Annotated in this window: 28 protein-coding genes; 25 read left to right on the top strand and 3 right to left on the bottom strand. The window is 39.2% G+C overall.

What is annotated here, in order from left to right; translation table 11 throughout:
• Positions 1 to 159 precede the first annotated feature (159 nt).
• Together FFM68_RS00210 and FFM68_RS00205 are read left to right on the top strand one after the other, a co-directional pair.
• A complete protein-coding gene (locus tag FFM68_RS00210) occupies positions 160 to 552 on the top strand; it encodes a hypothetical protein (RefSeq protein WP_137617445.1) in 393 nt (130 codons plus the stop codon).
• On the top strand, positions 549 to 1,280 hold the full coding sequence (locus tag FFM68_RS00205; RefSeq protein ID WP_137617444.1) for a DUF6681 family protein: 732 nt from the start codon (positions 549 to 551) through the stop codon (positions 1,278 to 1,280). Before FFM68_RS00210 ends, FFM68_RS00205 begins: the two co-directional genes overlap by 4 nt.
• A 61-nt stretch (positions 1,281 to 1,341) precedes the next feature.
• On the opposite strand, the gene FFM68_RS00200 is transcribed toward FFM68_RS00205, so the two are convergent.
• Positions 1,342 to 2,268: an ABC transporter substrate-binding protein gene (locus FFM68_RS00200; protein WP_137617443.1), complete on the bottom strand. Its 927-nt coding sequence runs from the start codon at positions 2,266 to 2,268 to the stop codon at positions 1,342 to 1,344.
• Positions 2,269 to 2,428: 160 nt separating this feature from the next.
• On the opposite strand from FFM68_RS00200, the gene FFM68_RS00195 reads away from it, so the two are divergent.
• The 11 genes from FFM68_RS00195 (at position 2,429) to FFM68_RS00145 (ending at position 11,801) form a co-directional block, all read left to right on the top strand.
• Entirely contained in the window at positions 2,429 to 3,217 is a 789-nt protein-coding gene (locus FFM68_RS00195; RefSeq protein WP_137617442.1) for an ABC transporter ATP-binding protein, read from the top strand.
• 3 nt (positions 3,218 to 3,220) lie between these two features.
• A complete protein-coding gene (locus tag FFM68_RS00190; protein WP_137617441.1) occupies positions 3,221 to 4,204 on the top strand; it encodes a FecCD family ABC transporter permease in 984 nt (327 codons plus the stop codon).
• Positions 4,201 to 5,181 carry a FecCD family ABC transporter permease gene (locus tag FFM68_RS00185; RefSeq protein ID WP_137617440.1) on the top strand — a complete coding sequence of 327 codons (981 nt, stop codon included), beginning with the start codon at positions 4,201 to 4,203 and terminating at the stop codon, positions 5,179 to 5,181. The genes FFM68_RS00190 and FFM68_RS00185 overlap by 4 nt, the downstream gene beginning before the upstream one ends.
• A 119-nt stretch (positions 5,182 to 5,300) precedes the next feature.
• A complete protein-coding gene (locus FFM68_RS00180; RefSeq protein WP_137617439.1) occupies positions 5,301 to 5,837 on the top strand; it encodes a 5-formyltetrahydrofolate cyclo-ligase in 537 nt (178 codons plus the stop codon).
• A gap of 51 nt (positions 5,838 to 5,888) precedes the next feature.
• Positions 5,889 to 6,554, top strand: a complete 666-nt coding sequence (locus tag FFM68_RS00175; RefSeq protein WP_137617438.1) for a rhomboid family intramembrane serine protease — start codon at positions 5,889 to 5,891, stop codon at positions 6,552 to 6,554.
• 45 nt (positions 6,555 to 6,599) lie between these two features.
• Positions 6,600 to 7,133, top strand: coding sequence for a DUF1697 domain-containing protein (locus FFM68_RS00170; RefSeq protein ID WP_167483423.1), 534 nt, complete (start codon positions 6,600 to 6,602; stop codon positions 7,131 to 7,133).
• A 143-nt stretch (positions 7,134 to 7,276) separates the two neighbouring features.
• Positions 7,277 to 7,483 carry a YqgQ family protein gene (locus tag FFM68_RS00165; RefSeq protein WP_137609348.1) on the top strand — a complete coding sequence of 69 codons (207 nt, stop codon included), beginning with the start codon at positions 7,277 to 7,279 and terminating at the stop codon, positions 7,481 to 7,483.
• Between the two features lies 1 nt (position 7,484).
• A complete protein-coding gene (locus FFM68_RS00160) occupies positions 7,485 to 8,441 on the top strand; it encodes an ROK family glucokinase (protein WP_137617436.1) in 957 nt (318 codons plus the stop codon).
• Between the two features lie 24 nt (positions 8,442 to 8,465).
• Positions 8,466 to 8,867: a rhodanese-like domain-containing protein gene (locus FFM68_RS00155; RefSeq protein ID WP_137617435.1), complete on the top strand. Its 402-nt coding sequence runs from the start codon at positions 8,466 to 8,468 to the stop codon at positions 8,865 to 8,867.
• A gap of 247 nt (positions 8,868 to 9,114) precedes the next feature.
• Complete coding sequence (yidA, locus tag FFM68_RS00150) at positions 9,115 to 9,927, top strand: sugar-phosphatase (RefSeq protein WP_137617434.1); 813 nt, start codon at positions 9,115 to 9,117, stop codon at positions 9,925 to 9,927.
• Between the two features lie 110 nt (positions 9,928 to 10,037).
• Positions 10,038 to 11,801, top strand: coding sequence for an FAD/NAD(P)-binding protein (locus tag FFM68_RS00145; RefSeq protein ID WP_137617433.1), 1,764 nt, complete (start codon positions 10,038 to 10,040; stop codon positions 11,799 to 11,801).
• Between the two features lie 28 nt (positions 11,802 to 11,829).
• On the opposite strand, the gene FFM68_RS00140 is transcribed toward FFM68_RS00145, so the two are convergent.
• Complete coding sequence (locus FFM68_RS00140; RefSeq protein ID WP_137617432.1) at positions 11,830 to 11,997, bottom strand: DUF3042 family protein; 168 nt, start codon at positions 11,995 to 11,997, stop codon at positions 11,830 to 11,832.
• A 291-nt stretch (positions 11,998 to 12,288) separates the two neighbouring features.
• Between FFM68_RS00140 and galE the strand changes: the two genes are divergently transcribed.
• The 8 genes from galE to argS all read left to right on the top strand — a co-directional run bounded on the left by galE (position 12,289) and on the right by argS (position 20,897).
• Positions 12,289 to 13,278 (top strand): UDP-glucose 4-epimerase GalE, encoded by a 990-nt coding sequence (galE, locus tag FFM68_RS00135; protein WP_137617431.1) that lies wholly within the window; start codon positions 12,289 to 12,291, stop codon positions 13,276 to 13,278.
• A gap of 11 nt (positions 13,279 to 13,289) precedes the next feature.
• Positions 13,290 to 14,768 carry a UDP-glucose--hexose-1-phosphate uridylyltransferase gene (locus tag FFM68_RS00130; RefSeq protein ID WP_137617430.1) on the top strand — a complete coding sequence of 493 codons (1,479 nt, stop codon included), beginning with the start codon at positions 13,290 to 13,292 and terminating at the stop codon, positions 14,766 to 14,768.
• 168 nt (positions 14,769 to 14,936) lie between these two features.
• A complete protein-coding gene (gene tsaB, locus FFM68_RS00125; protein ID WP_137617429.1) occupies positions 14,937 to 15,641 on the top strand; it encodes a tRNA (adenosine(37)-N6)-threonylcarbamoyltransferase complex dimerization subunit type 1 TsaB in 705 nt (234 codons plus the stop codon).
• Complete coding sequence (gene rimI / locus FFM68_RS00120; protein WP_137617428.1) at positions 15,625 to 16,173, top strand: ribosomal protein S18-alanine N-acetyltransferase; 549 nt, start codon at positions 15,625 to 15,627, stop codon at positions 16,171 to 16,173. The genes tsaB and rimI (FFM68_RS00120) overlap by 17 nt, the downstream gene beginning before the upstream one ends.
• A 1-nt stretch (position 16,174) precedes the next feature.
• On the top strand, positions 16,175 to 16,600 hold the full coding sequence (gene rimI / locus FFM68_RS00115) for a ribosomal protein S18-alanine N-acetyltransferase (protein WP_137617427.1): 426 nt from the start codon (positions 16,175 to 16,177) through the stop codon (positions 16,598 to 16,600).
• Complete coding sequence (gene tsaD / locus FFM68_RS00110) at positions 16,593 to 17,615, top strand: tRNA (adenosine(37)-N6)-threonylcarbamoyltransferase complex transferase subunit TsaD (protein ID WP_137617426.1); 1,023 nt, start codon at positions 16,593 to 16,595, stop codon at positions 17,613 to 17,615. Before rimI (FFM68_RS00115) ends, tsaD begins: the two co-directional genes overlap by 8 nt.
• A gap of 188 nt (positions 17,616 to 17,803) precedes the next feature.
• The gene (argF, locus tag FFM68_RS00105) at positions 17,804 to 18,817 is read left to right on the top strand and encodes an ornithine carbamoyltransferase (protein ID WP_137617425.1); all 1,014 of its coding nucleotides are present in this window, start codon (positions 17,804 to 17,806) and stop codon (positions 18,815 to 18,817) included.
• Positions 18,818 to 19,205: 388 nt separating this feature from the next.
• Positions 19,206 to 20,897, top strand: a complete 1,692-nt coding sequence (gene argS, locus FFM68_RS00100; protein WP_137617424.1) for an arginine--tRNA ligase — start codon at positions 19,206 to 19,208, stop codon at positions 20,895 to 20,897.
• A 118-nt stretch (positions 20,898 to 21,015) separates the two neighbouring features.
• On the opposite strand, the gene FFM68_RS00095 is transcribed toward argS, so the two are convergent.
• Positions 21,016 to 21,501 carry an arginine repressor gene (locus FFM68_RS00095; RefSeq protein ID WP_137617423.1) on the bottom strand — a complete coding sequence of 162 codons (486 nt, stop codon included), beginning with the start codon at positions 21,499 to 21,501 and terminating at the stop codon, positions 21,016 to 21,018.
• Positions 21,502 to 21,937: 436 nt separating this feature from the next.
• Here FFM68_RS00095 and rpsB point away from each other — a divergent pair, with 436 nt between their 5' ends.
• From rpsB to frr, 4 genes are all read left to right on the top strand, one after another.
• Positions 21,938 to 22,735 (top strand): 30S ribosomal protein S2, encoded by a 798-nt coding sequence (gene rpsB / locus FFM68_RS00090; protein ID WP_137617422.1) that lies wholly within the window; start codon positions 21,938 to 21,940, stop codon positions 22,733 to 22,735.
• 80 nt (positions 22,736 to 22,815) lie between these two features.
• Positions 22,816 to 23,700: a translation elongation factor Ts gene (tsf, locus tag FFM68_RS00085; protein WP_137609334.1), complete on the top strand. Its 885-nt coding sequence runs from the start codon at positions 22,816 to 22,818 to the stop codon at positions 23,698 to 23,700.
• A 129-nt stretch (positions 23,701 to 23,829) separates the two neighbouring features.
• Positions 23,830 to 24,552, top strand: coding sequence for a UMP kinase (gene pyrH, locus FFM68_RS00080; protein ID WP_137617421.1), 723 nt, complete (start codon positions 23,830 to 23,832; stop codon positions 24,550 to 24,552).
• 1 nt (position 24,553) lies between these two features.
• Positions 24,554 to 25,111: a ribosome recycling factor gene (gene frr, locus FFM68_RS00075; RefSeq protein WP_137609332.1), complete on the top strand. Its 558-nt coding sequence runs from the start codon at positions 24,554 to 24,556 to the stop codon at positions 25,109 to 25,111.
• Positions 25,112 to 25,387: the final 276 nt, after the last annotated feature.

The following is a 25,387-nucleotide window of genomic DNA, read 5'->3' as shown; positions in this document are numbered from 1 at the left end:
TTTTTTGAATTTTAGGCGAAATGTTCTAGCGACTAAATCCTGTAAAATAGATAGAACTTGACTAAATCTACATAAAATCTTCACACATTCCTAAACAAAAACTAAGCTTCCAATGATAAAACTAATAGTTAAATAGAACATTCAGAAAGGAAGGATCCGATGCGCAAAGTACCACCGATTTTAAAACCGATCGCACTTTTGACACTATCGATCTTGATCGCAACAACTTCAGGGATTTTGAATAATTCCAGTTATCGTCAAGTCAAAGCGACAACACCAAAGACTGAATCTACAACCAATACGACCGATTCTTCTCAAGCGTCGAATACGACCCATGAAACTAGTACGATCAGTGAAGAACAAGTATCAAGTGAAACACCTAATATAAATAATATCGAAGAAAGTACGGTTGCCGATAATCAAGTTGAAACGCCGCAATCTTCAATTGAGAATACTGTTGACGCGGTGCAATCTTCAACCGAAGAATCGCAAACAACGCCGGCACAACAGCAGCCGGAATCAGCTGGAACAGAAACGAGTGATAGCCAATGACCCTATTATTAGATATTATTAATGGATTAAATAAATTTCTAGGCTTTTTGGACATTAGTCCCAAGTATTCAAATCGCGCCTATACATTGTTGAGTATCTTGCCGACCATCTATATTTTACGGATCATTTATGGACTGTGGCTGAATCAAAACTATCTCCAATTGGTGCTCTATAGTCTGGTTCTTATCGGATTGGTCTATTTCATCATCTTGAACTTCTTTTATTATTTCTTGGATAAAAATGTAAAGGGAGATATCACCCAGCTTTTTGTCAAATATTTGCCAGACGATGCCTTCAATATTCAAAATGAGCAACCTAAAAGCAAAAAACAAGGATTTAAACAAGCGAAGGAAATAGATGTTGATTTTAACGAAGATTATCAGCTGAAATTAGTCGAAGATATCCAAGCATTGATTGATGAAAAAGAAATTACTACGCGCGATCTGACAAAAGAAGAAGGGTTCTTGATCGAGGAAAATACATTGTATCCATATTATTACGTAAAACAAGTAGCTGCAGGAACTTATCAATTACAGATTGGAAAAAATTACCGAGAACTAGAAACAATCGGGGTGATCCGTCAAACCGAGCCTTTAAGACCGATTGGATTATTCATCGTTGGTGGTGACTTTGTTAAAGAAGGTGTTCGGTATCATGAACCGTATCGTTTGAAATTTTTAACTAAGACCGAAGAAGCTGCAACTCGTACCCGTCGCAGTAAAAAATAAATGCCGTTCTGATCAAAGCCGCTTTATTGAAAAAACGACTTTTGATCAGAACGGCATTTTTTTATTTTAAGACGTCACGGATATTTTCAATGATTTTGGTATAGGCGATCGGTCCATTATATAACCAGCTGGATTTGTTATCAAATTCAAATAGTTGGTTATTTTTTACAGCAGGAATGTTACTCCATAAAGGATCATTGAACATAGCAGCTCCAGAATCGCTGTTGACTAAGAAGAGATAGTCGGCATCAAGTTGAGACAAGCTTTCTAATGATACTTGTGAAAAGTCAGCGGTTGCTTTTTCACTGATGTCTTTCGTTAATTTTGGAACTTCAAAACCTAAATCGTTATAAAGCAATTGGCCGCTAGAACGGTTAGCAGCTACCATAAAGGCTGAGTTGTTAGTGACCCATAAAACGGCGGCTGATTTGCCTTCGATCTTATCGCCCAAATCTTTTTTCGTCTGGTCAACTAATTGATCGTAATCTTTTTCAACTTTTTCAGCTTGGTCTTTTTTATCCAGTACATTACCGATAATTTCTAGTTGGTCACGCCAAGTAACACCTTCGCCATTTTTTACAACATAAGTTGGGGCGATTTTAGCGTACTCTTTGTATTTTCCTCCTTCAAGTGTACCGTTGGAACCAATCAATAAAAGATCTGGTTCTAATTTCAACACATCTTCGTAGGGCAGATCGTAGTTGATAGTTGGTACATCTTTTAGTTCATCTTGTAAATAATGTTGGATCCGGCCTTCGCCGACAGTCCATTGTGCGACCGGCTTTTCATCCAAAGCGACTAAATAATCCTCTAAATAAGAAGCGATGATTCGTTTTGGTTTTTTGGGAATTTCAACTTTATGATCTTGTGCATCGGTTATTGTCCGAACTTCGTTATTGCTGTCTTTGCTTTCACTACTTTGTCCGCAAGCGGCTAAGCTAAATAGCGCTAACAAAGAAGCGGTTCCTAAAACTAATTTTTTGAACATAAAAAAACTCCTTCAACATTAATTGAGAAATGTTCTCAATTAATATTATTACCGAAAGAACAAGCGCTGTCAATAAGCATCTTTCTTTCATTGACGGGTTGACGCTGAAGAAAAAGAGCGTCATAATTGAGAATGATTATCAGAGAAATGAGGAAGATCTATGACAAAATTAAATACGGCTGATCTTTCAATCGGATACGAAAAAAAAATCGTTGTAAACGATATTACAGTAGAAATTCCTAAAGGGCAGATTACTAGTTTGATTGGTCCAAATGGTTGTGGCAAATCTACTTTCTTAAAAACCTTGGCTCGAATTCTCGAACCAGCCAAAGGGGAAGTTTTGATCGATGGCGAGAACGTCCAACGGCTAGATACTAAGACAGTCGCACAAAAAATCGCATCGTTGTCACAATGCAGTACCCAAATAAATGGGTTGACCGTAGAAGAGATCGTAGCTTACGGACGCTTTCCATATCAAAAGGGTTTTTCAGGTTTAAAAAAACAAGACCGTCAGTTGATCGACTGGGCGATTGAGGCAACGAATTTGCAAGAATTGAAGGATCGGACTTTATTGACATTGTCAGGTGGACAACAACAGCGTGTTTGGATTGCGATGGCTTTAGCACAAGATACTGATATCTTGATCTTGGATGAGCCCATCACCTTTTTGGATCCGGCGCATCAATTGGAGATCTTGGAATTGTTGCAAGAGATCAATCGTCAAGGAAAAACTATTTTGATGACGATCCATGATTTGAATCATGCTTCGCGTTTTTCCGACTACTTATTGGGAATGAAGCAAGGTCAATTACTGTTTCAAGGAACACCAAAAGAGATGTTTACAGCAGATAAATTATTGACACTTTTTGATATCCAAGCAACGTTTGCGACGTTGCCCAACAGCGATAAACCAATCGTTATTGCATATGACTTAGTGAAGGAGTGCTAGAAAATGGCTAGACGAAAATATTTCTTTCCAGTTGTTTTCATCTTGCTGTTGATAGCAATGAGCTTGTCCTTGCGCTATGGTGCGGTGACTAGTAAATGGTCAGATGTTTCTCAAGCGTTGCTACATTTTGACCCAACGGATCAGGGAGAGCAATTGATTCGTTATTTACGCTTGCCGAGAATGTTAGGAGCTGTTTTAGTCGGTGCGGCTTTTGCAATCTCAGGAGCTTTGATCCAAGGAATCACGTCCAATCCAATTGCAGATTCTGGACTTTTAGGAATCAATTCAGGTGCGGGACTGGGGCTTGCGTTAGTTTTTGCAATTAATACGAATCCTTCACCGGCTATGGGCGTCATTGGCTCGTTTCTTGGCGCTTCTGTCTCGATTTTATTGATTTATTTTGTTTCAAAACGAGTTTCATTCGGCTTGTCGCCAATTCGAATCGTTTTGTTAGGTGCGGCATTGAGTTCTTTTTTTGCGGCAATTAGCCAAAGTATCAGTTTGCTATTTGATTTAAACCAAGATATGACTTTTTGGTTTGTAGGTGGTACTGCAAATCTTACATGGAATCAGCTGCAGACGATTTTTCCATTAATCTTACTGGGGATCATTGGTGCATGCTTGATCAGCCCGCAAGTAACTTTGTTGAGCATGGGGGATGAAACAGCAATCTCTTTAGGGAAAAATCCTAGCCGCATTCGACAGCTAAGCATGTTTTTTGTGTTGTTGCTAGCAGGAAGTTCCGTCGCTTTAGTTGGAACGGTTGGTTTCATCGGATTGATGGTTCCGCATATCGTTCGTTTTTTTGTTGGACATGATTATCGTTATGTGATCGCTGCATCGGGATTTTTTGGGGCATTATTTTTTGTCTTGGCAGATATTGGTTCGCGATTAGTTGCGCCGCCTCTAGAAACACCGACTGGGGTTATCATCACAATCATCGGCGTACCATTTTTACTTTTACAAATTAGGAAGGGAAGCTTATGAGGAAAAAAATAGGTTGGCTGAGTTTGCTTCTTTTACTAATACTAGGAACGTCGCTTAGCCTGACAGTTGGAACGATCCCGTTAACATTTGGTGATTTGGTCCGTGTGTTCCAACACACTGCTACTGCGGGCCAGCAATTAATCGTTTTTGATTTTCGTTTTCCTCGTTTAATCGTTTCGATTTTAGCAGGAATGGGATTAGCAGTTTCTGGATATTTGTTCCAAACAATTACCCATAATGATTTAGCAGATCCAGGGATCTTAGGAATCAATGCCGGAGCAGGTTTAACTGTTTTGCTTTATTTAGGTTTTTTTGCTACAGGTGAAAATAGCTTGTATCTGCCGCTGATTGCTTGTGTCGGAAGTTTTATCGCAACTGGGTTGGTCTATTACTTTGGTCGACAAGCAGAACGAATCACTCCTAACCGCTTGTTACTGGCAGGTGTTGCTGTAAATGCGGGGATCTCAGCCCTGACATTGATTGGAACGATTCAAGTTTCTCGTGATAATTATCAGTTCGTGACAGCGTGGCTGGCTGGAACAATCTGGGGAACGACGCAAGAACATGTCTGGTTGCTGCTTCCGTGGCTGATTTGCCTGCTTCCGTTAATTTTATTGAAGGGACGTTCATTAGAAATATTGGAATTTGGTGATGATATCGCAGTTGGATTAGGGATAAAATTAAAACGGACTCAGCTTTTCTTTTTGATTTGTGCTGTTTGTTTAGCGGCAGTAAGTGTTTCGATTGCTGGAAGTATCAGCTTTATCGGGTTGATCGCGCCGCATATCGCGCGCCAGTTGACAGGTCGAAAAAATAATCAGACATTAGTGATGGCAGCCGTGATCGGTGGTATTTTATTGTTGTTCAGCGATATTTTAGCTCGAGTTATTTTACCAGATGGTGAGATGGCAGCAGGGATCATTGTTTCATTGATCGGAGCGCCATATTTTATTTTTCAATTGATGAAAAAAAGCTAACATCGTCTTATACAACAGCAAAGTATTTGATTTGTTTCTAGTGATTTTGTTAAAGAGGAGTGATCCTCTTTTTATTTTGTGCTGATTTTGTTAGTATTTCTAAATAAGAAGGTGATTAAATGGGAAAACAAGAATTACGAAAACTAGCAATCACTCGATTGCAAAAAATTGCTGATAGCGAGCAAAGACAAATTCAAGTCGAACTTATTCTCGATAAATTTTTTCAAAGTGACATGTGGAAAGGCGCGTCTAGTATTGGTGTGACGATGGCGACTCCGTTTGAGTTTCCAACTTCTTTATTGATCCAGCGCGCATTCGAAGCAGGAAAAAAAGTAGCTGTTCCTAAATCGTTGCCTAAAGGTAAGCTGGTATTTCACTGGGTTGGTCCGGATACTGCATTTGCGACGACGAAATTTGGGGTGGAAGAACCGACAATCGAAGATATTGCAGCACCTGACGAACTAGATTTACTGATTGTTCCGGGTCTGGTTTATAAGCGTTCTGGCTATCGGGTCGGTTTTGGCGGTGGTTATTACGATCGCTACTTAGCAAACTATCATGGCAAAACTTGCAGTTTGGTTTTTGCCGAACAGCTGATGGAAGAGTGGCAAACTGAAACGTTTGATCAACAGATTCAGCAATTATTTCTTGCTTAAATCGTTAAACTTGGAAATAATGTGAATCACTACAAAGTGAGAGGAAAATATATGAGAAAAGACAAGCCGTACGTGATGTATACTCTTTTTGCGATCAACACGATCGTTTTCTTGATGCAATATTTATTACCTGGATTAGCGATTGAAAATCAGTTGGGGATGTTCTCGCCATCCATTATTTGGCAGCATCAATATTGGCGTTTTGTCACACCGATGTTTATCCATTTTGGTTTGATGCATTTTGCTTTGAACGGTGTGGTACTTTATTATATGGGACAGCAATGTGAAGCGATTTTTGGTCATTGGCGCTTTGCTGTTGTTTACTTATTGAGTGGTGTGCTGGGGAATTTTGCAAGTTTCGCCTTCAATCAACCGACAACATTATCTGGCGGAGCCAGTACAGCGATTTTTGGTCTGTTCGGTGCTTTTTTAGTCGTCGGCATGCACTATCGCGACAACGGTGCGATCCAAGCATTGACCCGGCAATTCGCCTTATTCATTTTAATGAATTTGGTTTTTGGTTTGTTTGATTCAACGATCGATATTTGGGGACATTTAGGCGGTATCGTTGGGGGGGCGTTATCTGGTTGGGCAGTAGCAGTTCCCTATGAAAAGGAGCGTTTCTCCTTACGGGCAAGGATCACGGCTGTTTTATTTTTTATTTTTGTCAGTGTCCTTTTGGTCCTTTTTGGGTTAAGGAAATTCAGTATGTATTAATAGTCGCGGACAGAAATGTCCGTTTTTTTGATGGAGGAGCAGAATATGAGATATTTAGCATTGTTTAGAGGGATCAATGTTGGTGGTAAAAATACGGTCAAGATGAAAGAGTTGAAAGAACTTTTTTCAGAATTGGGATTCACGGATGTCAGCAGTTACATCCAAAGTGGCAATATCCTATTTACGACAGATAAAAACATAAGTGAATTTTCTAAAGAAGTCGCAGACGCGTTCACCCACCGTTTTGGTTTTTCAGTACCGATTATGTATCGAACAAAAGCAGAAATGTTAATTCTTCGCGATCGGTTGCCATTTACAGCAGAGGAAATTGCTGAAGCAGAAAGACAAGATCCTAAAATGGTTCATTTGTATGTTTATTTTTCAACAGCAAGCATGTCTCAGCAGGAAGTTTCGGGGATTGGTGAACGAGCAGTCGTAAAGGATCGAGATATTTATTATCTTACGGAGCAAAGCATCCGTCTTTCTAAATTAACAACGAAACTCAATAAACTATCCGATGGATTAACGGCGCGTAATTGGAAGACGGTTTTAAGATTAACAGCATTACTGGAAGAATAGTTTGATTCAATTTGCGAGTGTTCACACAATGAGATAGACTATAAAATGGATGTAAGGGTTCTTTTTTTTAAAATAAATTAGGAAATAAAAAAATGGGCTATAAAAAACGATTTTTTTCTGTATAATATTAGGGATGTGGTTTAATGGAAAGTTTATATGACGTGCAACAACTGCTCAAACAATTTGGTATCTATGTTTACGTCGGGAAGCGAATCTATGATATCGAATTGATGCAGATCGAATTGAGAAATTTATATGAGAGTCGCGTAATTGATCGAGACACTTATTTGCAAGGTTGGGGCATTTTAAAACGAGAACATCACATTGAAGAAAGTCGAGAAGGTGACTAGAGTGGATAAAAAATTATTAGGTATTGATTTAGGCGGGACAACTGTGAAATTTGCTATTTTGACTGAAACAGGTGAAATTCAGCAAAAATGGAGTATCGAAACAAATATTTTAGATGACGGTTCACATATCGTACCGGATATCATTGATTCAATTAATCATCATTTATCATTGTATGATATGGTGCCAGAACAATTTATCGGGATTGGGATGGGAACGCCCGGTAGTGTCGATATTGAAGCAGGTACTGTAATTGGAGCATATAATCTAAATTGGACAACGTTGCAACAGGTCAAAAAAGAAATTGAAAAAGGGACAAAAATCAAATTCAGTATTGATAATGATGCCAACGTTGCTGCTTTAGGCGAACGCTGGAAAGGTGCTGGAGAAAATGAATCTGACGTGATCTTTATGACTTTAGGTACCGGCGTTGGTGGCGGAATTGTTATGAATGGACAATTGCTTCATGGTGCAGCTGGCTGTGCTGGGGAAATTGGGCACGTAACAGTCGATCCAACTGGCTTTGAATGTACTTGCGGAAAACGCGGCTGTCTGGAAACAGTGGCTAGTGCGACGGGTGTCGTGCGAGTAGCGCGTAAATTAGCAGAAGAATATGCTGGCGGTTCAACCTTGAAAGCTCGTTTAGATAACGGAGAAGACATTACAAGTAAAGATATTTTTGAATTGGCAGAAAATGACGGCGATGATCTAGCCTTGATGGTCATAGATAAAGTGACTTTCTATCTAGGATTAGCTTGCGGTAATTTAGGAAATACCTTAAACCCATCAACGATCGTTATTGGTGGCGGTGTCTCAGCTGCAGGTGAATTTTTACGCAGCCGAGTAGAAAAATATTTCAAAGAATTTACTTTCCCACAAGTCCGTGAAAGTACAAAAGTCAAACTAGCAGAGTTAGGAAATGAAGCCGGCGTAATCGGTGCAGCTTCATTAGCTAAATAGAAAAGATCAGAGAGGGATTAAGTTATGTCAATTTGGTGGATAATTAATAGTGTACTAATTGCGGTGCTCGTTTTATACGGTCTCTACGAATTGTATGTGCGGATCATGATGAAACGCTCAGCTAAAACGATCGCACAAGAAGAATTTCAAACAGGGATGCGTAAAGCACAAGTGATCGATGTTCGTGAACGCGATGAATTCAATGCAAAACATATTTTAGGCGCACGTAGTTTCCCGTATACGATGTTAAAAGAGACGTACAGCTCTTTACGTAAAGATCAACCAATTTACATTTATGACCACAATAAGTCGATCAGTGCTCGTGCAGCCAACTTATTACGCAAAAAAGGCTACACAGACTTGTACATTCTTAAAGGCGGTATGCAAGAATGGACAGGAAAAGTGAAACAAAAGAAAATCGACTAATGATTCACGGCTAGATAATTGTCTAGCCTTTTTCTTTTGAATAGAATTCAGATTGAAATGCAGATAGGACTGTTCAGTCGAATTTGACGAGTGATTAAATAACCCGTATTATGAAAGCTGGAACTTTTGCAAAATTTTTTTTGCTGAGAGTATTACTCAGCAAGGAGCGAGCATGGAGAGCGTGAAACTGAGAACACGCGAGGAAGATTTTTTTGTAAGAGTAATGAGAAATAGGAGATAATTATTTATGAGTATAAAATTAGTTGCCATTGATTTAGATGGAACGTTATTGAATGATCATCATGAGATCAACGCACCTGTAGTTGAATGCATCAAAGCTGCACGCAAAGCAGGAGTCTATGTGGTTCTTTCTACCGGTCGTCCATTGTCAGGTACGAAAGCTCAATTAGAAGTATTAGGCTTGACAGAGGCAGACGATTACATCATCACGTATAATGGTGCATTAGTTTTGAATACAAAAACATGGGATATCGTAGCAGAGCACAGCTTGACTCGCGAGAATTATCTTGAGATCGATCATTTAGCAAGACTGTTGGGTGTCCATTTGCACGTTACAGATAAAAAAGCAATGTATACGGCAAATCGCGACATCAGCCCGTATACAGTCGTCGAGTCTTATTTAGTTAATATGCCGTTGCATTACCGAACACCTGAAGAAATTGCGAAAAATGTTACAGCAGTTAAAATGATGATGATCGATGATCCAGCGATTTTAAGTGAAGCTTTTAAGCAAATTCCTGCAGAGTATTTTGAAAAATATACGCTTGTCCGCAGCTCACCATATTTCCTTGAAGTATTGAATTCTGATGCCAGCAAAGGATTGGCATTAAAAGAGTTGAGTGAACATTTAGGAATCCAACAAGCTGAAGTGATGGCGATCGGCGATGCAGAAAATGATCTGTCAATGATCGAGTTTGCCGGTACTGGCATAGCGATGGGCAATGCTAGTGAAATGATCAAGGCTGCTGCTGATTACACTGTTGCAACAAATTTAGAGGATGGTGTAAAAGAAGCATTTGATCGCTGGGTATTAAATTAGTTCTTTCGAGTTTCTGATGAATCATCGTCAGAAACTTTTTTTGATTGCTTATTCTAGAATTTTTCTCTACTCTGTAAAGAGAAGGATCAATCAAAAGACGGAGAATGTGTATGAAAAAAATTGCTATTATCGGAGCGGGTCCTTATGGGCTAGTTGCATTGGATCGCTTGATCAAGCAAGCACCTGCTGAAAAAATTGAATTATTGTTTTTTGATTCGGTTGGTCTAGGCGGACATGTGTGGCGTAAAGATCAAAGCGATCAAGTGATCATGAATACCGTGATGCAGCATGTGACTTTATTTTCAGAAGATGAGGGACCAAATCTAGCTGAATGGAGTCAAACAGAAGCAGGGGCATTTCTAACGGATTTTGATTACGAAGAGACTCTATTATCAGAGACAAAATTAACAGAAAATGATTATTGCCAGCGTCGTTATTATGGGGCGTATCAACATTGGTTTTTTGAACGAGTGACAAGTGAGCTGCCAGAAAATGTGACCGTAAACTTTTTCAAAGAACAAGTTGTCGACTTGACTATAGCGGAAGGAAATATTTCTCTTCAAACATCCAAGTGTTATCAAGTAACCGATGTGATCTTAGCAACTGGTCATGCCCAGAATTATCTCAGTGGCGACGAAGCAAAAAATCAAGAATATGCGGAAGCACACGGGCTTTTTTATCAAGGACCGGGGAATCCTTCAGATACACCGCTTGAAAAATCAGCACCGGGTACGGTGATCATTCGTGGGTTAGGATTGAGTTTTTTTGATTATCTTGCGCTATTTGTTGCTAAGTGGGGTGGGCAGTTCACTGAAGAAAAAAATCATTTGATGTACGTACCTTCGGGGAAAGAGCAGACATTAGTTGTGGGTTCTGGCAGAGGGTTGCCTTATCATACGCGACCGAACAATCAAAAAGGATTTGGAGATGTTGCGCAACCACAAATTTTGACTGAGTCCTTTATGGAACAGTTTCAAGGCAGTGCTCAGGAATTATTTGATCTATTAAAAAAAGAAGCTGAATTAGTTTTTTACCAAAAGAAATTAGCCAATAAAAAAATCGATTTGGACAGGTTTTTACGAGACTATCAAGTAGGTGATCGAGAAACTATTTTGCGCAAATACCAAATTTCTGTTGAGGATCGCTTAGATTGGACGAAACTACTTGATCCAGCTAAAGAAGTTGTTCCACAAGCATTTCCTGATTTTATTCAACAATATTTGAAAAAAGATATCGAAGAGGCAGAACGAGGCAACCAAACAGGAGCGATCGCCAGCGCTATTGATACGTATAAAGAATTACAAGATCCGTTAAATAAGATGTTGGACCAAGAAAAGTTCTCACCCAAAGAATACGTTGAAGATTTCTTTGGGACATTTAAACATATGTATAGTTTTTTGACTATTGGCGCACCGATAATTCGACAGAAACAATTACTGGCATTGGTAAAAGCCGGTGTAGTTGAGTTTTTGGCTCCTGAAATGCAAGTAGAAAGAAAAAATGGAGAGTTTTTCGCATATAGCAAGCAAGACCCAAAACGATCTTTTTCTGGAAAAAACTTGATTGAAGCACGTTTACCAGCAACTAGTTTAGCGCATACGAAAAATCCGCTGCTGATCAAAATGCGGGAAAAAGGTTACTTGGCTCCGTATTGTGTAACCATTGATAATAAAAAACATTCAATGGGGGCCCTTCAAGTAAATCGTAAAACCCATCAACTACTAGCTGAAGATGGAAAAATACTGCCGCATCTATATTGTTATGGTGTCCCGTTAGAAGGCGTTGATTGGTTGAATGCAACTTCACCGCGGCCTAAAAGCGAGGATCGAATTTTTTATTTAGCCAATCAAATTGTTCAAACAATTTATCACTAAAAAAAGAAAGCTCTAAGGCTTTCTTTTTTTAGCGTGCAATTCTTTTTCTGCGGGCTTTTTTGCGATTTTCATCGATTTTAGAGTCTCTTTCTTCAATCGGATCGATTATTTTCTTTTTCACACTCATTGCTACGCCGGCAACTACTGCCGCTGCTGCTAAAGTACCGGTAACGAAACCTGAAGCAAATTTACGCATCGTGTCATCACTCCTTTCTACAGTGTACAGAATGTATTTTCCGCCAAAAAACATTCAATTTTGTTCGATTAACTAGTTGATGGCTAAAGCTAAGCAATCTGAAAAAAACTTTTTCTCAAGCTGAGCACATGCAGTTAGCGGGCATGCGCAACAAACTAGTACTGTTTCTTATACCTTCATTATGAAGCAAAAGGACAAAAATGAAAAGTTTAACGTACGAGCGATTCTTGCTTTCATTTAGTAAACAACTTATAAGTTGTTTACTAAATGAAAGCAACAGGAGAAGATTAAATGACAATTTTAGTTCTTGGTGGAGCAGGGTATATTGGTTCCCATACAGTTGATAAACTAATCACACAAAATTATGAGGTAGTTGTCGTTGACAATTTATTGACAGGTCATCGTGAAGCGATTCATCCTAATGCACATTTCTATGAAGGAGACTGTCGCGATAAAATTTTTATGAGCGAAGTTTTCAAACAAGAATCAATTGAAGGTGTTCTACATTTTGCAGCGAGTTCATTAGTTGGTGAGTCAGTGGAAAAGCCATTAAAATATTTTAATAACAATGTAGTCGGCATGGAAAATTTATTAGAAGTTATGGAAGAATTTGGTGTAAAAAATATCGTCTTTTCTTCAACTGCGGCAACTTATGGTGAACCGGGAGTTTCTCCAATTACGGAAGAAGTAGCAACCAATCCGACAAATCCATACGGTGAAAGTAAATTGATGATGGAAAAAATGATGAAGTGGTGTGATAATGCTTATGGAATGCACTATGTTGCTTTACGCTACTTTAACGTAGCAGGTGCAAAGGCTGATGCAAGTATTGGGGAAGACCATGATCCTGAGACTCATTTAGTACCAATCATCTTGCAAGTAGCCTTAGGGCAAAGAGATCACCTGACGATTTTTGGAGATGATTATGATACACCGGATGGGACTTGTATTCGAGATTATGTTCAAGTAGAGGATCTGGCGGCAGCTCATATCCTTGCCTTAGAATATTTAAAAGCAGGTAATCCAAGTAATTTCTTTAATCTTGGTTCAAATAATGGTTATTCTGTAAAAGAAATGTTGGATGCTGCACGCAAAGTGACAGGGAAAGAGATTGCTGCTGAAATTGGGCCGCGCCGTGCAGGCGATCCTAGCCGTTTAGTAGCTTCGAGCGAAAAGGTTAAAACCATTTTAGGTTGGAAGCCAGAATACACTGATATCGAAGCAATTATTGAAACGGCGTGGAATTGGCATGTGAGTCATCCCAATGGATATGAAGATTAGGAGGAATCAATGTGTCAATCAGTCAAACGATAAGAGATTTTATTACGCTGGCCATTCAATCAGGTGGCTGGATGGAAATGGATCGCTTATATTTAGAAAATCGAGTCATTGCTATGATTGGAGAAGACGCATTAATGGAAGTTGAAGTTCAAGCTGTAGCTGAACCGGCAATAGCACTAGTTGAACAGCTTTTGGGTCAAGCTCAAAAAAATCAAGTAATCACCGGTCTGCAAGCAGAAAAAGAGAGATTGGAAGCTCAATTGATGGATCTGATGACGCCTCCGCCATCTGTAGTGAATGCTTATTTTGCGCAATATTATTCAAAAGATCCAATTCAGGCGACGGATTATTTTTTCAATTTAAGCAAAGAGACGAATTATGTCAAAACACGAGAGAATGCTCGCAATAGTTTATTTTCCGTTGAAACTGAGTATGGTCAGTTGGAAATGATGATTGATTTTTCAAAAATAGAGAATGATCAAGAAGCGTTTATCGCAAAACAAACAGTAACAGATGCGTATCCTAAATGTGTATTTTGTATGGAGAATGAAGGATACAAAGGCCGCGCAAATTATCCGGCACGAAGCAATCAGCGGATCATTCGAATGAATCTCGATGGAGAAAGTTGGGGGTTTCAATACGCGCCAAACGCTCATTATACTGAGCAATGCATAATTGCATCAGAAGAACATCGTCCGCTAAAAACGACTAAAGCGACTTTTCAGCGTTTGTTGAAGATTGTAGAAGTTCTTCCGCATTATTTTGTGGGTTCGGATGCGGACCTGCCGATCGTGGGCGGTTCGAAGACTACCCATGCCCATTATCAAGGTGGGCGTCATGCTTTTCCTTTAGCAGCAGCTGAAATAGAACGACCATTTACTTTGCAAGGTTTTCCTAGTATCACTGCCGGTATCGTAAAATGGCCGATGTCTGTGATTCGATTGCAAGGGAAAAAACAAAGGGATTTAGTTGAGGCAGCCAATAAGATTCTAACAAATTGGCAGACTTATTCGGATGAACCGTTGGAAATCATTGCACAAGCAACTGATGGAACACAACATCATACGATTACACCCATTGCTCGTCGAACGGGGGATCATTTTGAATTGGATCTTGTTTTACGCGATAACAATGTCTCAGCAGAATTTCCTGACGGAATCTTTCATTTGCATCCAGAGGTTCAACACATTAAAAAAGGAATTTTGGATTTAAATGATGTGATGGGATCAGTAGTACTGGCGCCACATTTAGAAACAGAACTAAAAGAAGTGGAACAGTATTTGTTAGGACAAGAAAATACGCTGGCTGATTATCATCAAAAATGGGCAGATCAATTAAAAACAGACAACCAAATTACAGTTGAAAATGTGACCGAGATCGTCCAAAAGGCTGTTGGAAAAATTTTTGTGCGCGGATTGGAAGATGCGAGTGTTTTCAAACGCGATAGTGAAGGGCAGCTAGGCTTTTTACGATTTATCCATACGTTGTAGAAAAAAGTGATAGAAATAAAAGCGATTGAATACGTTAAAAGAGCGGCGCTAGTGCGCGGCTCTTTTTGTATAATCTAGGAAAAACGGAAATCTTTCATCGGTTAGTAGGAAAGCAAATAAGGATTGTGTTAAAATATGGCTATCTTAAATGCGAGGAAATGAACTTTTATGAAATTATTAGCGATGGATACATCCAATCAAACACTAGCTGTGGCAGTTTTAGAGGATGAAAATGTACTAGCTCACTTTCAATTAAATCGAAAGCTAAATCACAGTTTGTCCTTGATGCCGGCAATCGAAACAGTGATGCAAGCAAGCGGGTTAAAACCGACTGATTTGGATCGGATTGTTGTAGCTAAAGGTCCTGGTTCTTATACAGGGATCCGGATTGCAGTAACAACGGCTAAAACATTAGCTGAAACTTTAAAAATCGAGTTGACAACAGTTTCTAGTTTGGCAGTCATTGCTGGGAACGTACAAACAAATAAGTTGATCGTTCCATTGATGGATGCACGGCGAAACAATGTTTATGCAGGTGTTTATCAGTGGGAAAATCAGCTAGTAAATCATTTAGCAGATCGTCACATCGCGTTAGCAGATTTATTGAAACAAATAAAGCAACCAGCAGTTTTTGTTGGTGAAACAGCTAAATTCAAAGAACAGATCCTATCAGTATTACCGGAAGCTGAAATTTCTGAAGCAGATGAAGTAAACTTGCCAAATGGATTGATCTTAGGAAAATTAGGTCTTTCTGCGAAACCAATCGAAAATATTCATGAAGTGGTCCCAGAATATTTGAAACGGGTGGAGGCAGAAGAAAAATGGCTGGAAACACATCAATCTGAGGGCGATAACTATGTTGAAAAAATTTAGCGGATTAGTAAAGACCGTTTTATATGGAAGACAAGCGCCTTTTAGTGAAAAATCGATTGGACTGCAAGGTGAGGAGTATTTAATGCGAAAAATCGGTGATCGAGATATCAAAGAGTTGATAGCACTTGAACGAGATGTGTATTTTGGCGAGACCCCTTGGACAAAAAGTGCCTTTCTTTCCGAAATTCATTCACCAATCCCGCATTTATATATTTGTATTGTAACCAAACAAGCAGAAATCGCTGGATTTATCGGCAGCCGTTTGATTGGAAATGATACTCATATTACAAATATTGCAGTGGGAACCGCATTTCAAAATCGTGGAATAGGGAAGCTGTTGATTGACGAAGTAGAAAATTTCGCTATAATGAACGATTGTGCAACGCTCTCTTTAGAAGTTCGGCTCAGCAATACAGATGCTCAACGACTGTATCGACGGTTGGGATTCTCTGCTCGGAATATTCAAAAAAATTATTACACCGAGGATAATGAAGATGCGTTAGATATGATCAAACATTTGGAAGTGAGATAAGTTGGATGAATTAGCCAGAACAATTTGGGAAATCAGCCACGCGGCATATACAGATGATGCACCATGGACAGCAGAACAATTTGCCAGTGATATGAAACTGGCTCATAGTCATTACTTTGTTGAAAAAACTGAAACTGCAGCTTTTTTAGGATTTCATCAAGTTTGTGATGAAATCGAAATCACAAATATCGCGACTAAAATAAAAGGTCGAGGGTATGGCACACAGTTGCTGGAGCGCCTACTGGACTATGCAAAAGTACACCAAATCGCGACTATTTTTTTAGAAGTCCGTGCTTCGAATCACGCGGCACGTCTTTTTTATGAGAAGTTTGGTTTCTTAGAAATCGGCAGGCGCAAAAATTATTATCAGCATCCGCAAGAAGATGCAGTGCTGATGTCTTTGAAAGTAGGAAAAGCAGATGAATGAAACAGAACTCATTTTGGCGATTGAAAGCAGCTGCGATGAAACAAGTGTTGCAGTGGTTGAAAACGGTGAAAAGATTTTATCTAATATTGTGGCATCACAAATTAATAGCCACAAACGTTTTGGCGGAGTTGTACCAGAAGTAGCTAGCCGTCATCATGTTGAACAAATTACGATCTGTATTGAAGAAGCATTGACAGAAGCAGCGGTCGAAGCTAAAGATCTTCAGGCAGTGGCAGTAACTTATGGCCCAGGACTTGTCGGAGCATTATTGATCGGTCTAAGTGCCGCAAAGGCTTTTGCTTGGGCAAACGGATTGCCGCTATTGCCAATCAACCATATGGCTGGACACATCTATGCGGCACGTTTGGTTGAACCGTTGGAATTTCCTTTAATGGCTCTGCTAGTCAGCGGTGGTCATACGGAATTGGTTTACATGGAACAAGACGGTTCATTTGAGATTATTGGCGAGACTCGCGATGATGCTGCTGGTGAAGCTTATGATAAAGTTGGCCGTGTGTTAGGTCTTAGTTATCCAAGCGGAAAAGAAATCGATGAACTGGCTCATCAAGGAGAAGATACCTATGATTTCCCTCGTGCCATGATTAAGGAAGATAATTTTGATTTTAGCTTTAGCGGTTTGAAGAGCGCATTTATTAATTTAACGCACAACGCTGAACAACGGGGAGAAGTATTGGAACATAAAAATCTAGCCGCTAGTTTTCAGGCAAGTGTCGTTGAAGTATTAGTTACAAAGACGGTCAAAGCTTGCAAAACATACCCGGTCAAACAATTAATCGTGGCTGGCGGAGTAGCGGCTAATCGTGGTTTAAGAGAAGAAATGGCGCGCGTGCTAAGTCAAGAACTGCCTGCTATAAAGTTGATCGTACCGCCATTACGTTTATGCGGAGACAATGCAGCAATGATCGGAGCAGCAGCTCATGTAGAATTGCAAAAAAAGCACTTTGCAGGAATGACTTTAAACGCTGATCCAAGTTTGGCTTTTCAACACATCTAAAGTTTGCCTCAATCAAAAATGATTGAAGAAATAAAAATAGTCAGTCAACTTCCTCGAATTTTTTCGAGGAAGTTTTTTCATTCTATTTCACAAATGTGGTTGATACTTTCTAGTTATTCCGTTATTATGAATAAAAATAAATAATTTTGAGATATTGACGAATTAATATTCAAAATGGGGGCGTTAGTATGACGAGTATTTTTCAAGGGAGAAGTTTTTTAAAAGAAATTGATTTCACTAAAAATGAATTGCTTTACTTAATTGACTTTGCGGCTCATTTAAAAGCATTGAAGCAACAAAACATTCCGCATAATTATTTAGCTGGGAAAAATATTGCCTTATTATTTGAGAAAACATCCACTCGCACACGCTCAGCTTTTACAACTGCGGCGATTGATTTGGGCGCACATCCTGAATATTTAGGAAAAAATGACATCCAACTGGGAAAAAAAGAATCTGTGGAAGACACCGCTAAAGTTTTAGGCAGTATGTTTGATGGTATCGAGTACCGCGGTTTTTCACAAGCAACAGTTGAGGCATTGGCGGCTCATTCCAGGGTACCTGTTTGGAATGGGCTAACCGACCAGTGGCATCCGACCCAGATGTTGGCGGATTTTTTGACGATCAAGGAACACTTTGGAAAATTAACAGGATTGACTTTGGCGTATGTCGGTGATGGGCGAAACAACATGGCCAATTCACTTTTGATCACCGGAGCTATTTTAGGGGTGAATATTTCAATCGTAGCGCCAAAAAAACTTTTTCCAGCAAATGATTTGATAGCATTGGCTGAAAAATACGCTGAAGAAACTGGCGCAAACATTTTAATCACGGATGCTATTGATCAAGGTGTTGAGCAAGCCGATATTATTTATACAGATGTCTGGGTATCGATGGGAGAAGAAGACGCGTATCAAGAACGAATCGAGTTGTTATTGCCTTATCAAGTCAATCAAGCATTGATGGAAAAAACGCACAAGAAAGAAACAATCTTTTTACATTGTTTGCCGGCGTTTCATGATCTTGAAACAAAAGTTGCCAAAGAGATTCAAGCAACATATGGTCTAACAGAATTGGAAGTGACCGATGAAGTCTTTCGCGGCAAGAATGCCTTGCAATTTCAACAAGCTGAAAATCGGATGCACACGATTAAAGCAGTGATGGCGGCGACACTGGGTAATTTGTTTATTCCTCATCCATAAAAAACTTTTCTTGACTAGTCAGATGAAGAATTTTCTGTTAGTATAATGCCAGATAATTATTTCATTGATGAAAAAGAGAAGTCTATGGTCTGTTTTGCAGCGAGTTCGGGCAGGTGAGAGCCGGATAAACAAAAATAGAGGGCGCACTTTTGAGATGAAACGGCAGCTACCGTTATAGTCTAAGTTGGTCGTTTACGACAATAAGAGTGGTACCGCGGGAATTCTCGTCTCTGATGTATTTTATACATCAGGGGCTTTTTTTTTCGAATTCTTATATAATAAACGTGACCTGTGCAGTTTTAAATGTGCAGAAAATCGTTTTTCCATTTACCAAGCTTAGAATCTTAGCCGTCGCTTTTTCATTAATGTGAATTGGGAGGAAATTTGGATGAATAATAAAGAAATTGTTGCACAAGCTGTTTTTGAAGCAGTCAAAGAGAACCTAACACTGCCGGAAGTAGCACGTTTGCTAGAAAATCCGAAATCAGTAGATCATGGAGATGTCGCGTTTCCCACTTTTGCGCTTGCCAAAGCTTTTCGTAAAGCACCACAGCAGATTGCTGCGGAACTAGCGGAAAAAATCGATACAACAGCTTTTGAAAAAATTGAAGTAGTTGGTCCGTACTTGAATTTCTTTATGAAAAAAGAAGTTATTTCAAGTATGGTATTAAAACAAATCGCCAAAGAAGCCAAACATTTTGGCGACAGCACTATTGGTAATGAGGGCAATGTTACGATTGATATGTCTTCTCCTAATATTGCTAAACCAATTTCCATGGGACATTTACGTTCAACGGTGATCGGTAATTCTATCAGTTTGATTTTAAGTAAAATCGGCTATAACCCAATCAAGATCAATCACTTAGGCGACTGGGGCACACAATTTGGCAAGTTAATCGTCGCTTACAAAAAATGGGGCTCAGAAGAAAAAGTCAAAGCGGAGCCAATCAATGAATTACTGCGTCTATATGTGGAATTCCATGAAAAAGCTGAAACAGAGCCTGAATTAAATGATGAAGCGCGGGCTTGGTTCAAACGTTTAGAAGAAGATGACGAAGAAGCATTGGGATTATGGAAATGGTTCCGTAGCGAATCGTTAAAAGAATTCAATAAAATCTACAGCATGCTGGAAGTTGAGTTTGATTCATACAACGGCGAAGCCTTTTATAACGATAAAATGGATGAAGTCGTTACGATGCTAGAAGAAAAACATTTATTACAAACAAGTGAAGGTGCAGAAATCGTCGATCTTGAAAAATATGACTTGAATCCTGCATTGATTAAAAAATCTGATGGCGCCACTTTATACATTACTCGTGATTTGTCTGCTGCACTTTATCGCAAACGTGAATATAATTTTGTTAAATCATTATATGTAGTTGGGAATGAACAGAGCGGACACTTCAAGCAGTTAAAAGCTGTCTTAAAAGAGATGTCTTTTGATTGGTCTGATGAAATGGTCCACATCCCTTTTGGCTTGATCACAAAAGATGGCAAAAAGTTGTCAACGCGTAAAGGAAAAATCGTTTTATTAGAAGAAGTGTTGAATGAAGCCAAAGACCTAGCCTTCAAACAAATCCAAGAAAAAAATCCTGATCTGCCGAATAAAGAAGAAGTGGCTCATCAAGTCGGCGTCGGCGCAGTTATTTTCCATGATCTGAAAAATGATCGTCTGAATAACTTCGACTTCAACTTAGAAGAAGTGGTCCGTTTTGAAGGAGAAACTGGACCATACGTGCAATATACGCATGCTCGTGCGATGTCAATTTTAGAAAAAGCCAACTTTATGGTTGATCCAGAAGCAGTCTACGCCTTAAATGATGCTGATAGCTGGGAAATCATCAAGTTATTACAAAGCTATCCAGAAGTCGTGATGCAAGCGGCTGATCAATACGAACCATCAGTGATCGCCAAGCATTCTATCAGAGTAGCGCAAGCTTTCAACAAGTATTATGCCCACACAAAAGTACTCGTTGAGGATGAACAAAAAGATGCGCGTCTTGCACTAGTTCATGCAGTGACGGTCATCTTGAAAGAAGATCTACGTCTGTTAGGGGTTCATGCACCGAATAAAATGTAATTTATAATTAATCCGATCGGTCAAACGCTGAGAATGGGTTTAAAATAAAACAAAAAGGAAACTTGGTTAACCAAGTTTCCTTTTTTGTTTGGATATTTAATGGTTTGAAAAGATAAAATCAAGCTTGGGTAAAAATAGTTCCTTGTTCAGGATTTTGTAAAAAGTTTGCGACTTTCTCTGCATCTTCGGCTGTTTTTGAAATAATGATGATCGTATCAAAACTTGCCATCGTCGCTACGATCAATTCACTGGAAAGATCATCTAAGACCGAAGCTAATAGATGCGCATTATCCGGTAAAGTGCTGACGATGGTCATAAATTGAACAGTAGCGACTTTGACGATTACATCACTGGTCATTCGGATCAAGCGTTTGATATCATCATCTTCAGTCGGTGCTTGATGTTCTTGAAACAATTCAAAGCGCGGTTTGCCGGATTCATCGATCGTTTTTACGATCTTTAAGTCGCGGATGTCTCTTGAAATGGTTGCTTGAGTTGCTGAGACATGGTGTTGCTGCAAGTAATCCATCAATTCATTTTGATTACGAATCGGATTTTCCGAAATAATTTGTTTGATTAATTCATGGCGGTCTTTTTTTCGCATAAAAATCTCCTTATTCCTGATAATACATTTTTATTAGAAACGTTGAGTCGACAATCTAGAGACGTCGATCAGAAAACAAGCAGTCATTCTTGATAGTAATAAAAATTAATCGTTTGTTTGTCGCTGGAATCAGCAGTGGCTTTGGATCTGTCCGTCTTAAGTTGTGAAATCAACCAATTAAATAATAATTATGCACTCAGTATAGCAGAAAAAGTTTTTTTGAGCAGTATTCCTACATAAATATTAATCTCCATTTCAGGTAAGAAAAAAAGATTGATTTATTAAAAAGACTCTTGTATAATTACTAATTGTGTGTAGGCGACTACGCAACTAAAATCCACATTTTGACTTGATTTGTAAAGCGGTGCTGCATCGTCAGTTCTTTACAAAAAAGAGAGCAAAAGAGGAAAACAAAAACCAATTGGAGGAAACACAAATGTCAGTATTGTCTATGAAACAATTACTAGAAGCCGGCGTACACTTTGGTCACCAAACTCGTCGCTGGAACCCAAAAATGAAGAAATATATCTTCACAGAAAGAAACGGAATCTACATCATTGACTTGCAAAAAACAGTCAAATTAGTAGACGTTGCTTACGATTACATGAAAGATGTTGCTGAAGACGGCGGCGTTGCATTGTTCGTAGGTACTAAAAAACAAGCTCAAGAAGCAATCAAAGAAGAAGCAATCCGCGCTGGTCAATACTATGTAAACCACCGTTGGTTAGGCGGAACTTTAACAAACTGGGATACAATCCAAAAACGTATCGCTCGTTTGAAACAAATCAACGCTATGGAACAAGACGGTACTTTCGAAGTATTGCCTAAAAAAGAAGTTGTTGGTTTAAATAAAGAACGTGAACGTTTAGAAAAATTCTTAGGCGGTATCGCTGATATGCCTCGCATCCCTGATGTTATGTATATCGTTGATCCTCGTAAAGAACGTATCGCTGTTCAAGAAGCTCAAAAATTAAACATTCCAATCGTAGCAATGGTTGATACAAACTGCGATCCAGATGAAATCGACGTAGTTATCCCTTCAAACGATGACGCTATCCGTGCTGTGAAATTGATCACTGCTAAAATGGCTGACGCTTTCATCGAAGGCAATCAAGGGGAAGACCAAGTAGCTGAAGAAGACTTCGTAAGTGAAGATGGCGGACAAGCAACTTCAATCGAAGAAATCGTTGATGTAGTGGAAGGCGACAACGCTTCTACTGAATCAGCTGAATAATTTAGTAGCATATGCTGCTTCAAAGTAAATATTTTCCTTTGAAGCAGCTTTTTTAGAAAAATTAAGGAGGCCTTTTTAAAATGGCAGACGTAACAGCTAAAATGGTAAAAGAACTACGCGACATGACTGGCGTAGGGATGATGGATGCAAAACGAGCATTAGTAGAAGTAGAAGGCGATATTGAAAAAGCTGTCGATCTTTTACGTGAAAAAGGTATGGCTAAAGCAGCTAAGAAAAATGACCGTATCGCCGCTGAAGGCTTAGCTTCAGTTGCAATCCATGGAAATACTGCTGCAATCGTAGAAGTCAACTCTGAAACAGACTTCGTTTCTAAAAATGAAATGTTCCAAAACTTAGTTAAAGAAATCGCAGAATTAGTTGCTGAACACAAACCAGCTGACATGGATGCAGCGATGAAATTAACAAATGCTAAAGGTGAAACTTTAGACGCAGCATTGATCGAAGCAACTCAAGTTATTGGTGAAAAAATCAATTTCCGTCGTTTTAAAGTTGTTGAAAAAGATGACAATGCAGCATTTGGCGGCTACTTACACATGGGCGGACGCATTGCTGTTTTAGCTCTATTGAACGGTACAACTGACGAAACAGTTGCCAAAGACGTTGCAATGCATGTTGCGGCTATCAACCCTCGTTACGTTGACGAAAGTCAAATCCCAGATTCAGAATTAGAACATGAAAAAACAGTTCTAACTGAACAAGCATTAAATGAAGGCAAACCAGCAAATATCGTTGAAAAAATGGTTATTGGCCGTTTGAACAAATTTAAAGCAGAAATCGCTTTGGTAGACCAACCATTCGTTAAAGATCCTGATATGACTGTCGAAAAATATGTATCTGCTAAAGGTGCGACAGTTGAAAGCTTCGTTCGTTTCGAAGTCGGCGAAGGTATCGAAAAACGCGAAGATAACTTTGTTGAAGAAGTTATGAGCCAAATCAAAAAATAATTCTGTTTTTTTAACAGTCGGGAACGCACGGAAAATGTGCGCTCCCTTTTTTTAAGCAAATTCAAATTTGAGTGGCTTCAAAGGCAGAGTATGCTAAAATATCAATAGAGTGACAGTGGAGGTATTAAGATGGATGAACCAAAGTATAAACGTGTAGTATTGAAACTTAGTGGTGAAGCTTTAGCGGGCGATGAGAAGTTTGGCATCAATCCGCCGGTGATCAAAGAAATCGTTGAAGAAATCAAAGAGGTCCATGATCTAGGGATCGAAATGGCCATCATTGTTGGCGGCGGAAACATTTGGCGCGGACAGATTGGTGCGCAAATGGGAATGGAACGTGCACAAGCAGATTATATGGGCATGTTAGCAACTGTGATGAATGCTTTGGCATTGCAAGATGCCTTGGAAAATATCGATGTGCCGACCCGTGTTCAAACATCAATCGAAATGCGTCAAATTGCCGAACCGTATATTCGTCGTAAAGCAGAACGTCATCTTGAAAAAGGTCGAATCGTAATTTTTGCCGGCGGAACAGGGAACCCTTATTTCTCAACAGATACTACAGCAGCTTTACGAGCAGCAGAAGTAAATGCTGACGTGATCTTAATGGCGAAAAACAACGTCGATGGCGTTTATTCCGCTGATCCAAAACTTGATGAAAATGCAGTGAAGTATGAGGAATTGACTCATTTAGATGTGATTGCGAAAGGATTGCAAGTCATGGATTCAACAGCAAGCTCATTAAGTATGGACAATGATATTCCACTTGTTGTCTTTAATTTAAATGAACCAGGAAATATTAAGCGTGTTGTGCTCGGTGAGAACATCGGAACGACAGTAAGGGGGAAATAAAATGGCAGATGCAGTAATGAACGAAACGAAAGATAAAATGAAAAAAGCTCAAGAGTCTTTGCAACGTCAATTAGGTCAAATTCGTGCTGGACGCGCAAATGCAAGTTTGCTTGACCGAATCTCAGTTGATTACTACGGTGTCCCAACACCAGTCAATCAAATGGCATCGATCACGATTCCAGAAGCACGTGTACTAATGGTGACACCTTTTGATAAAAATATGATCAAAGATGTTGAAAAAGCAATCATGGCCAGCGATATCGGACTTAATCCAGCCAATGACGGCAATGTGATTCGTTTGGTGATTCCTCAACTAACGGAAGAACGCCGTAAAGAATTAGCTAAAGAAGTGAAGAAAGAATCAGAAGGCGCAAAAATCGCTGTTCGTAATATCCGCCGTGATGCGATGGATGATTATAAAAAACAACAAAAAAATGGCGACTTGACAGAAGACGACCTGCGTAGTGTTGAAAAAGATATTCAAACGTTAACTGACGATAATATCAAAGCAATCGATCAAATCGTTGCTGAAAAAGAAAAAGAATTATTAGAAGTTTAATTTAGCGGCTGATATGCATTGATTGCATATCAGCTTTTTTTATTTTAGATGTGGGTTGTAGTGTAAACAAACGCTCTTGCTGAAAAAGCCAAAAATACGATTGGAGTAAACCGAAAGTATGCAATTACCGCAACGAAAGTTTGAAAAAAGTCTAAATACCCATAGATATACATAGGCAAGCATTTAGATTATTGCTATAATGGCTGATGAATCTAAATGCTTGTTTGTTTTCTGAGAAATTTGGAGAACGAGACAGCACTATGTATCATGTAAAAG

Origin of the sequence: Enterococcus xiangfangensis (assembly GCF_005405365.1) — a bacterium.
GTDB lineage: Bacteria > Bacillota > Bacilli > Lactobacillales > Enterococcaceae > Enterococcus_A > Enterococcus_A xiangfangensis.
Note: the sequence above shows the minus strand (reverse complement) of the source record. Positions and strands in the feature narration are given on the sequence as shown.

Coding starts and splice junctions, on each gene's coding strand:
- FFM68_RS00210 (WP_137617445.1), top strand. CDS start 160: ATGCGCAAAGTACCACCGATTTTAAAACCGATCGCACTTTTGACACTA.
- FFM68_RS00205 (WP_137617444.1), top strand. CDS start 549: ATGACCCTATTATTAGATATTATTAATGGATTAAATAAATTTCTAGGC.
- FFM68_RS00200 (WP_137617443.1), bottom strand. CDS start 2,268: ATGTTCAAAAAATTAGTTTTAGGAACCGCTTCTTTGTTAGCGCTATTT.
- FFM68_RS00195 (WP_137617442.1), top strand. CDS start 2,429: ATGACAAAATTAAATACGGCTGATCTTTCAATCGGATACGAAAAAAAA.
- FFM68_RS00190 (WP_137617441.1), top strand. CDS start 3,221: ATGGCTAGACGAAAATATTTCTTTCCAGTTGTTTTCATCTTGCTGTTG.
- FFM68_RS00185 (WP_137617440.1), top strand. CDS start 4,201: ATGAGGAAAAAAATAGGTTGGCTGAGTTTGCTTCTTTTACTAATACTA.
- FFM68_RS00180 (WP_137617439.1), top strand. CDS start 5,301: ATGGGAAAACAAGAATTACGAAAACTAGCAATCACTCGATTGCAAAAA.
- FFM68_RS00175 (WP_137617438.1), top strand. CDS start 5,889: ATGAGAAAAGACAAGCCGTACGTGATGTATACTCTTTTTGCGATCAAC.
- FFM68_RS00170 (WP_167483423.1), top strand. CDS start 6,600: ATGAGATATTTAGCATTGTTTAGAGGGATCAATGTTGGTGGTAAAAAT.
- FFM68_RS00165 (WP_137609348.1), top strand. CDS start 7,277: ATGGAAAGTTTATATGACGTGCAACAACTGCTCAAACAATTTGGTATC.
- FFM68_RS00155 (WP_137617435.1), top strand. CDS start 8,466: ATGTCAATTTGGTGGATAATTAATAGTGTACTAATTGCGGTGCTCGTT.
- yidA (WP_137617434.1), top strand. CDS start 9,115: ATGAGTATAAAATTAGTTGCCATTGATTTAGATGGAACGTTATTGAAT.
- FFM68_RS00145 (WP_137617433.1), top strand. CDS start 10,038: ATGAAAAAAATTGCTATTATCGGAGCGGGTCCTTATGGGCTAGTTGCA.
- FFM68_RS00140 (WP_137617432.1), bottom strand. CDS start 11,997: ATGCGTAAATTTGCTTCAGGTTTCGTTACCGGTACTTTAGCAGCAGCG.
- galE (WP_137617431.1), top strand. CDS start 12,289: ATGACAATTTTAGTTCTTGGTGGAGCAGGGTATATTGGTTCCCATACA.
- tsaB (WP_137617429.1), top strand. CDS start 14,937: ATGAAATTATTAGCGATGGATACATCCAATCAAACACTAGCTGTGGCA.
- rimI (WP_137617428.1), top strand. CDS start 15,625: ATGTTGAAAAAATTTAGCGGATTAGTAAAGACCGTTTTATATGGAAGA.
- tsaD (WP_137617426.1), top strand. CDS start 16,593: ATGAATGAAACAGAACTCATTTTGGCGATTGAAAGCAGCTGCGATGAA.
- argF (WP_137617425.1), top strand. CDS start 17,804: ATGACGAGTATTTTTCAAGGGAGAAGTTTTTTAAAAGAAATTGATTTC.
- argS (WP_137617424.1), top strand. CDS start 19,206: ATGAATAATAAAGAAATTGTTGCACAAGCTGTTTTTGAAGCAGTCAAA.
- FFM68_RS00095 (WP_137617423.1), bottom strand. CDS start 21,501: ATGCGAAAAAAAGACCGCCATGAATTAATCAAACAAATTATTTCGGAA.
- rpsB (WP_137617422.1), top strand. CDS start 21,938: ATGTCAGTATTGTCTATGAAACAATTACTAGAAGCCGGCGTACACTTT.
- tsf (WP_137609334.1), top strand. CDS start 22,816: ATGGCAGACGTAACAGCTAAAATGGTAAAAGAACTACGCGACATGACT.
- pyrH (WP_137617421.1), top strand. CDS start 23,830: ATGGATGAACCAAAGTATAAACGTGTAGTATTGAAACTTAGTGGTGAA.
- frr (WP_137609332.1), top strand. CDS start 24,554: ATGGCAGATGCAGTAATGAACGAAACGAAAGATAAAATGAAAAAAGCT.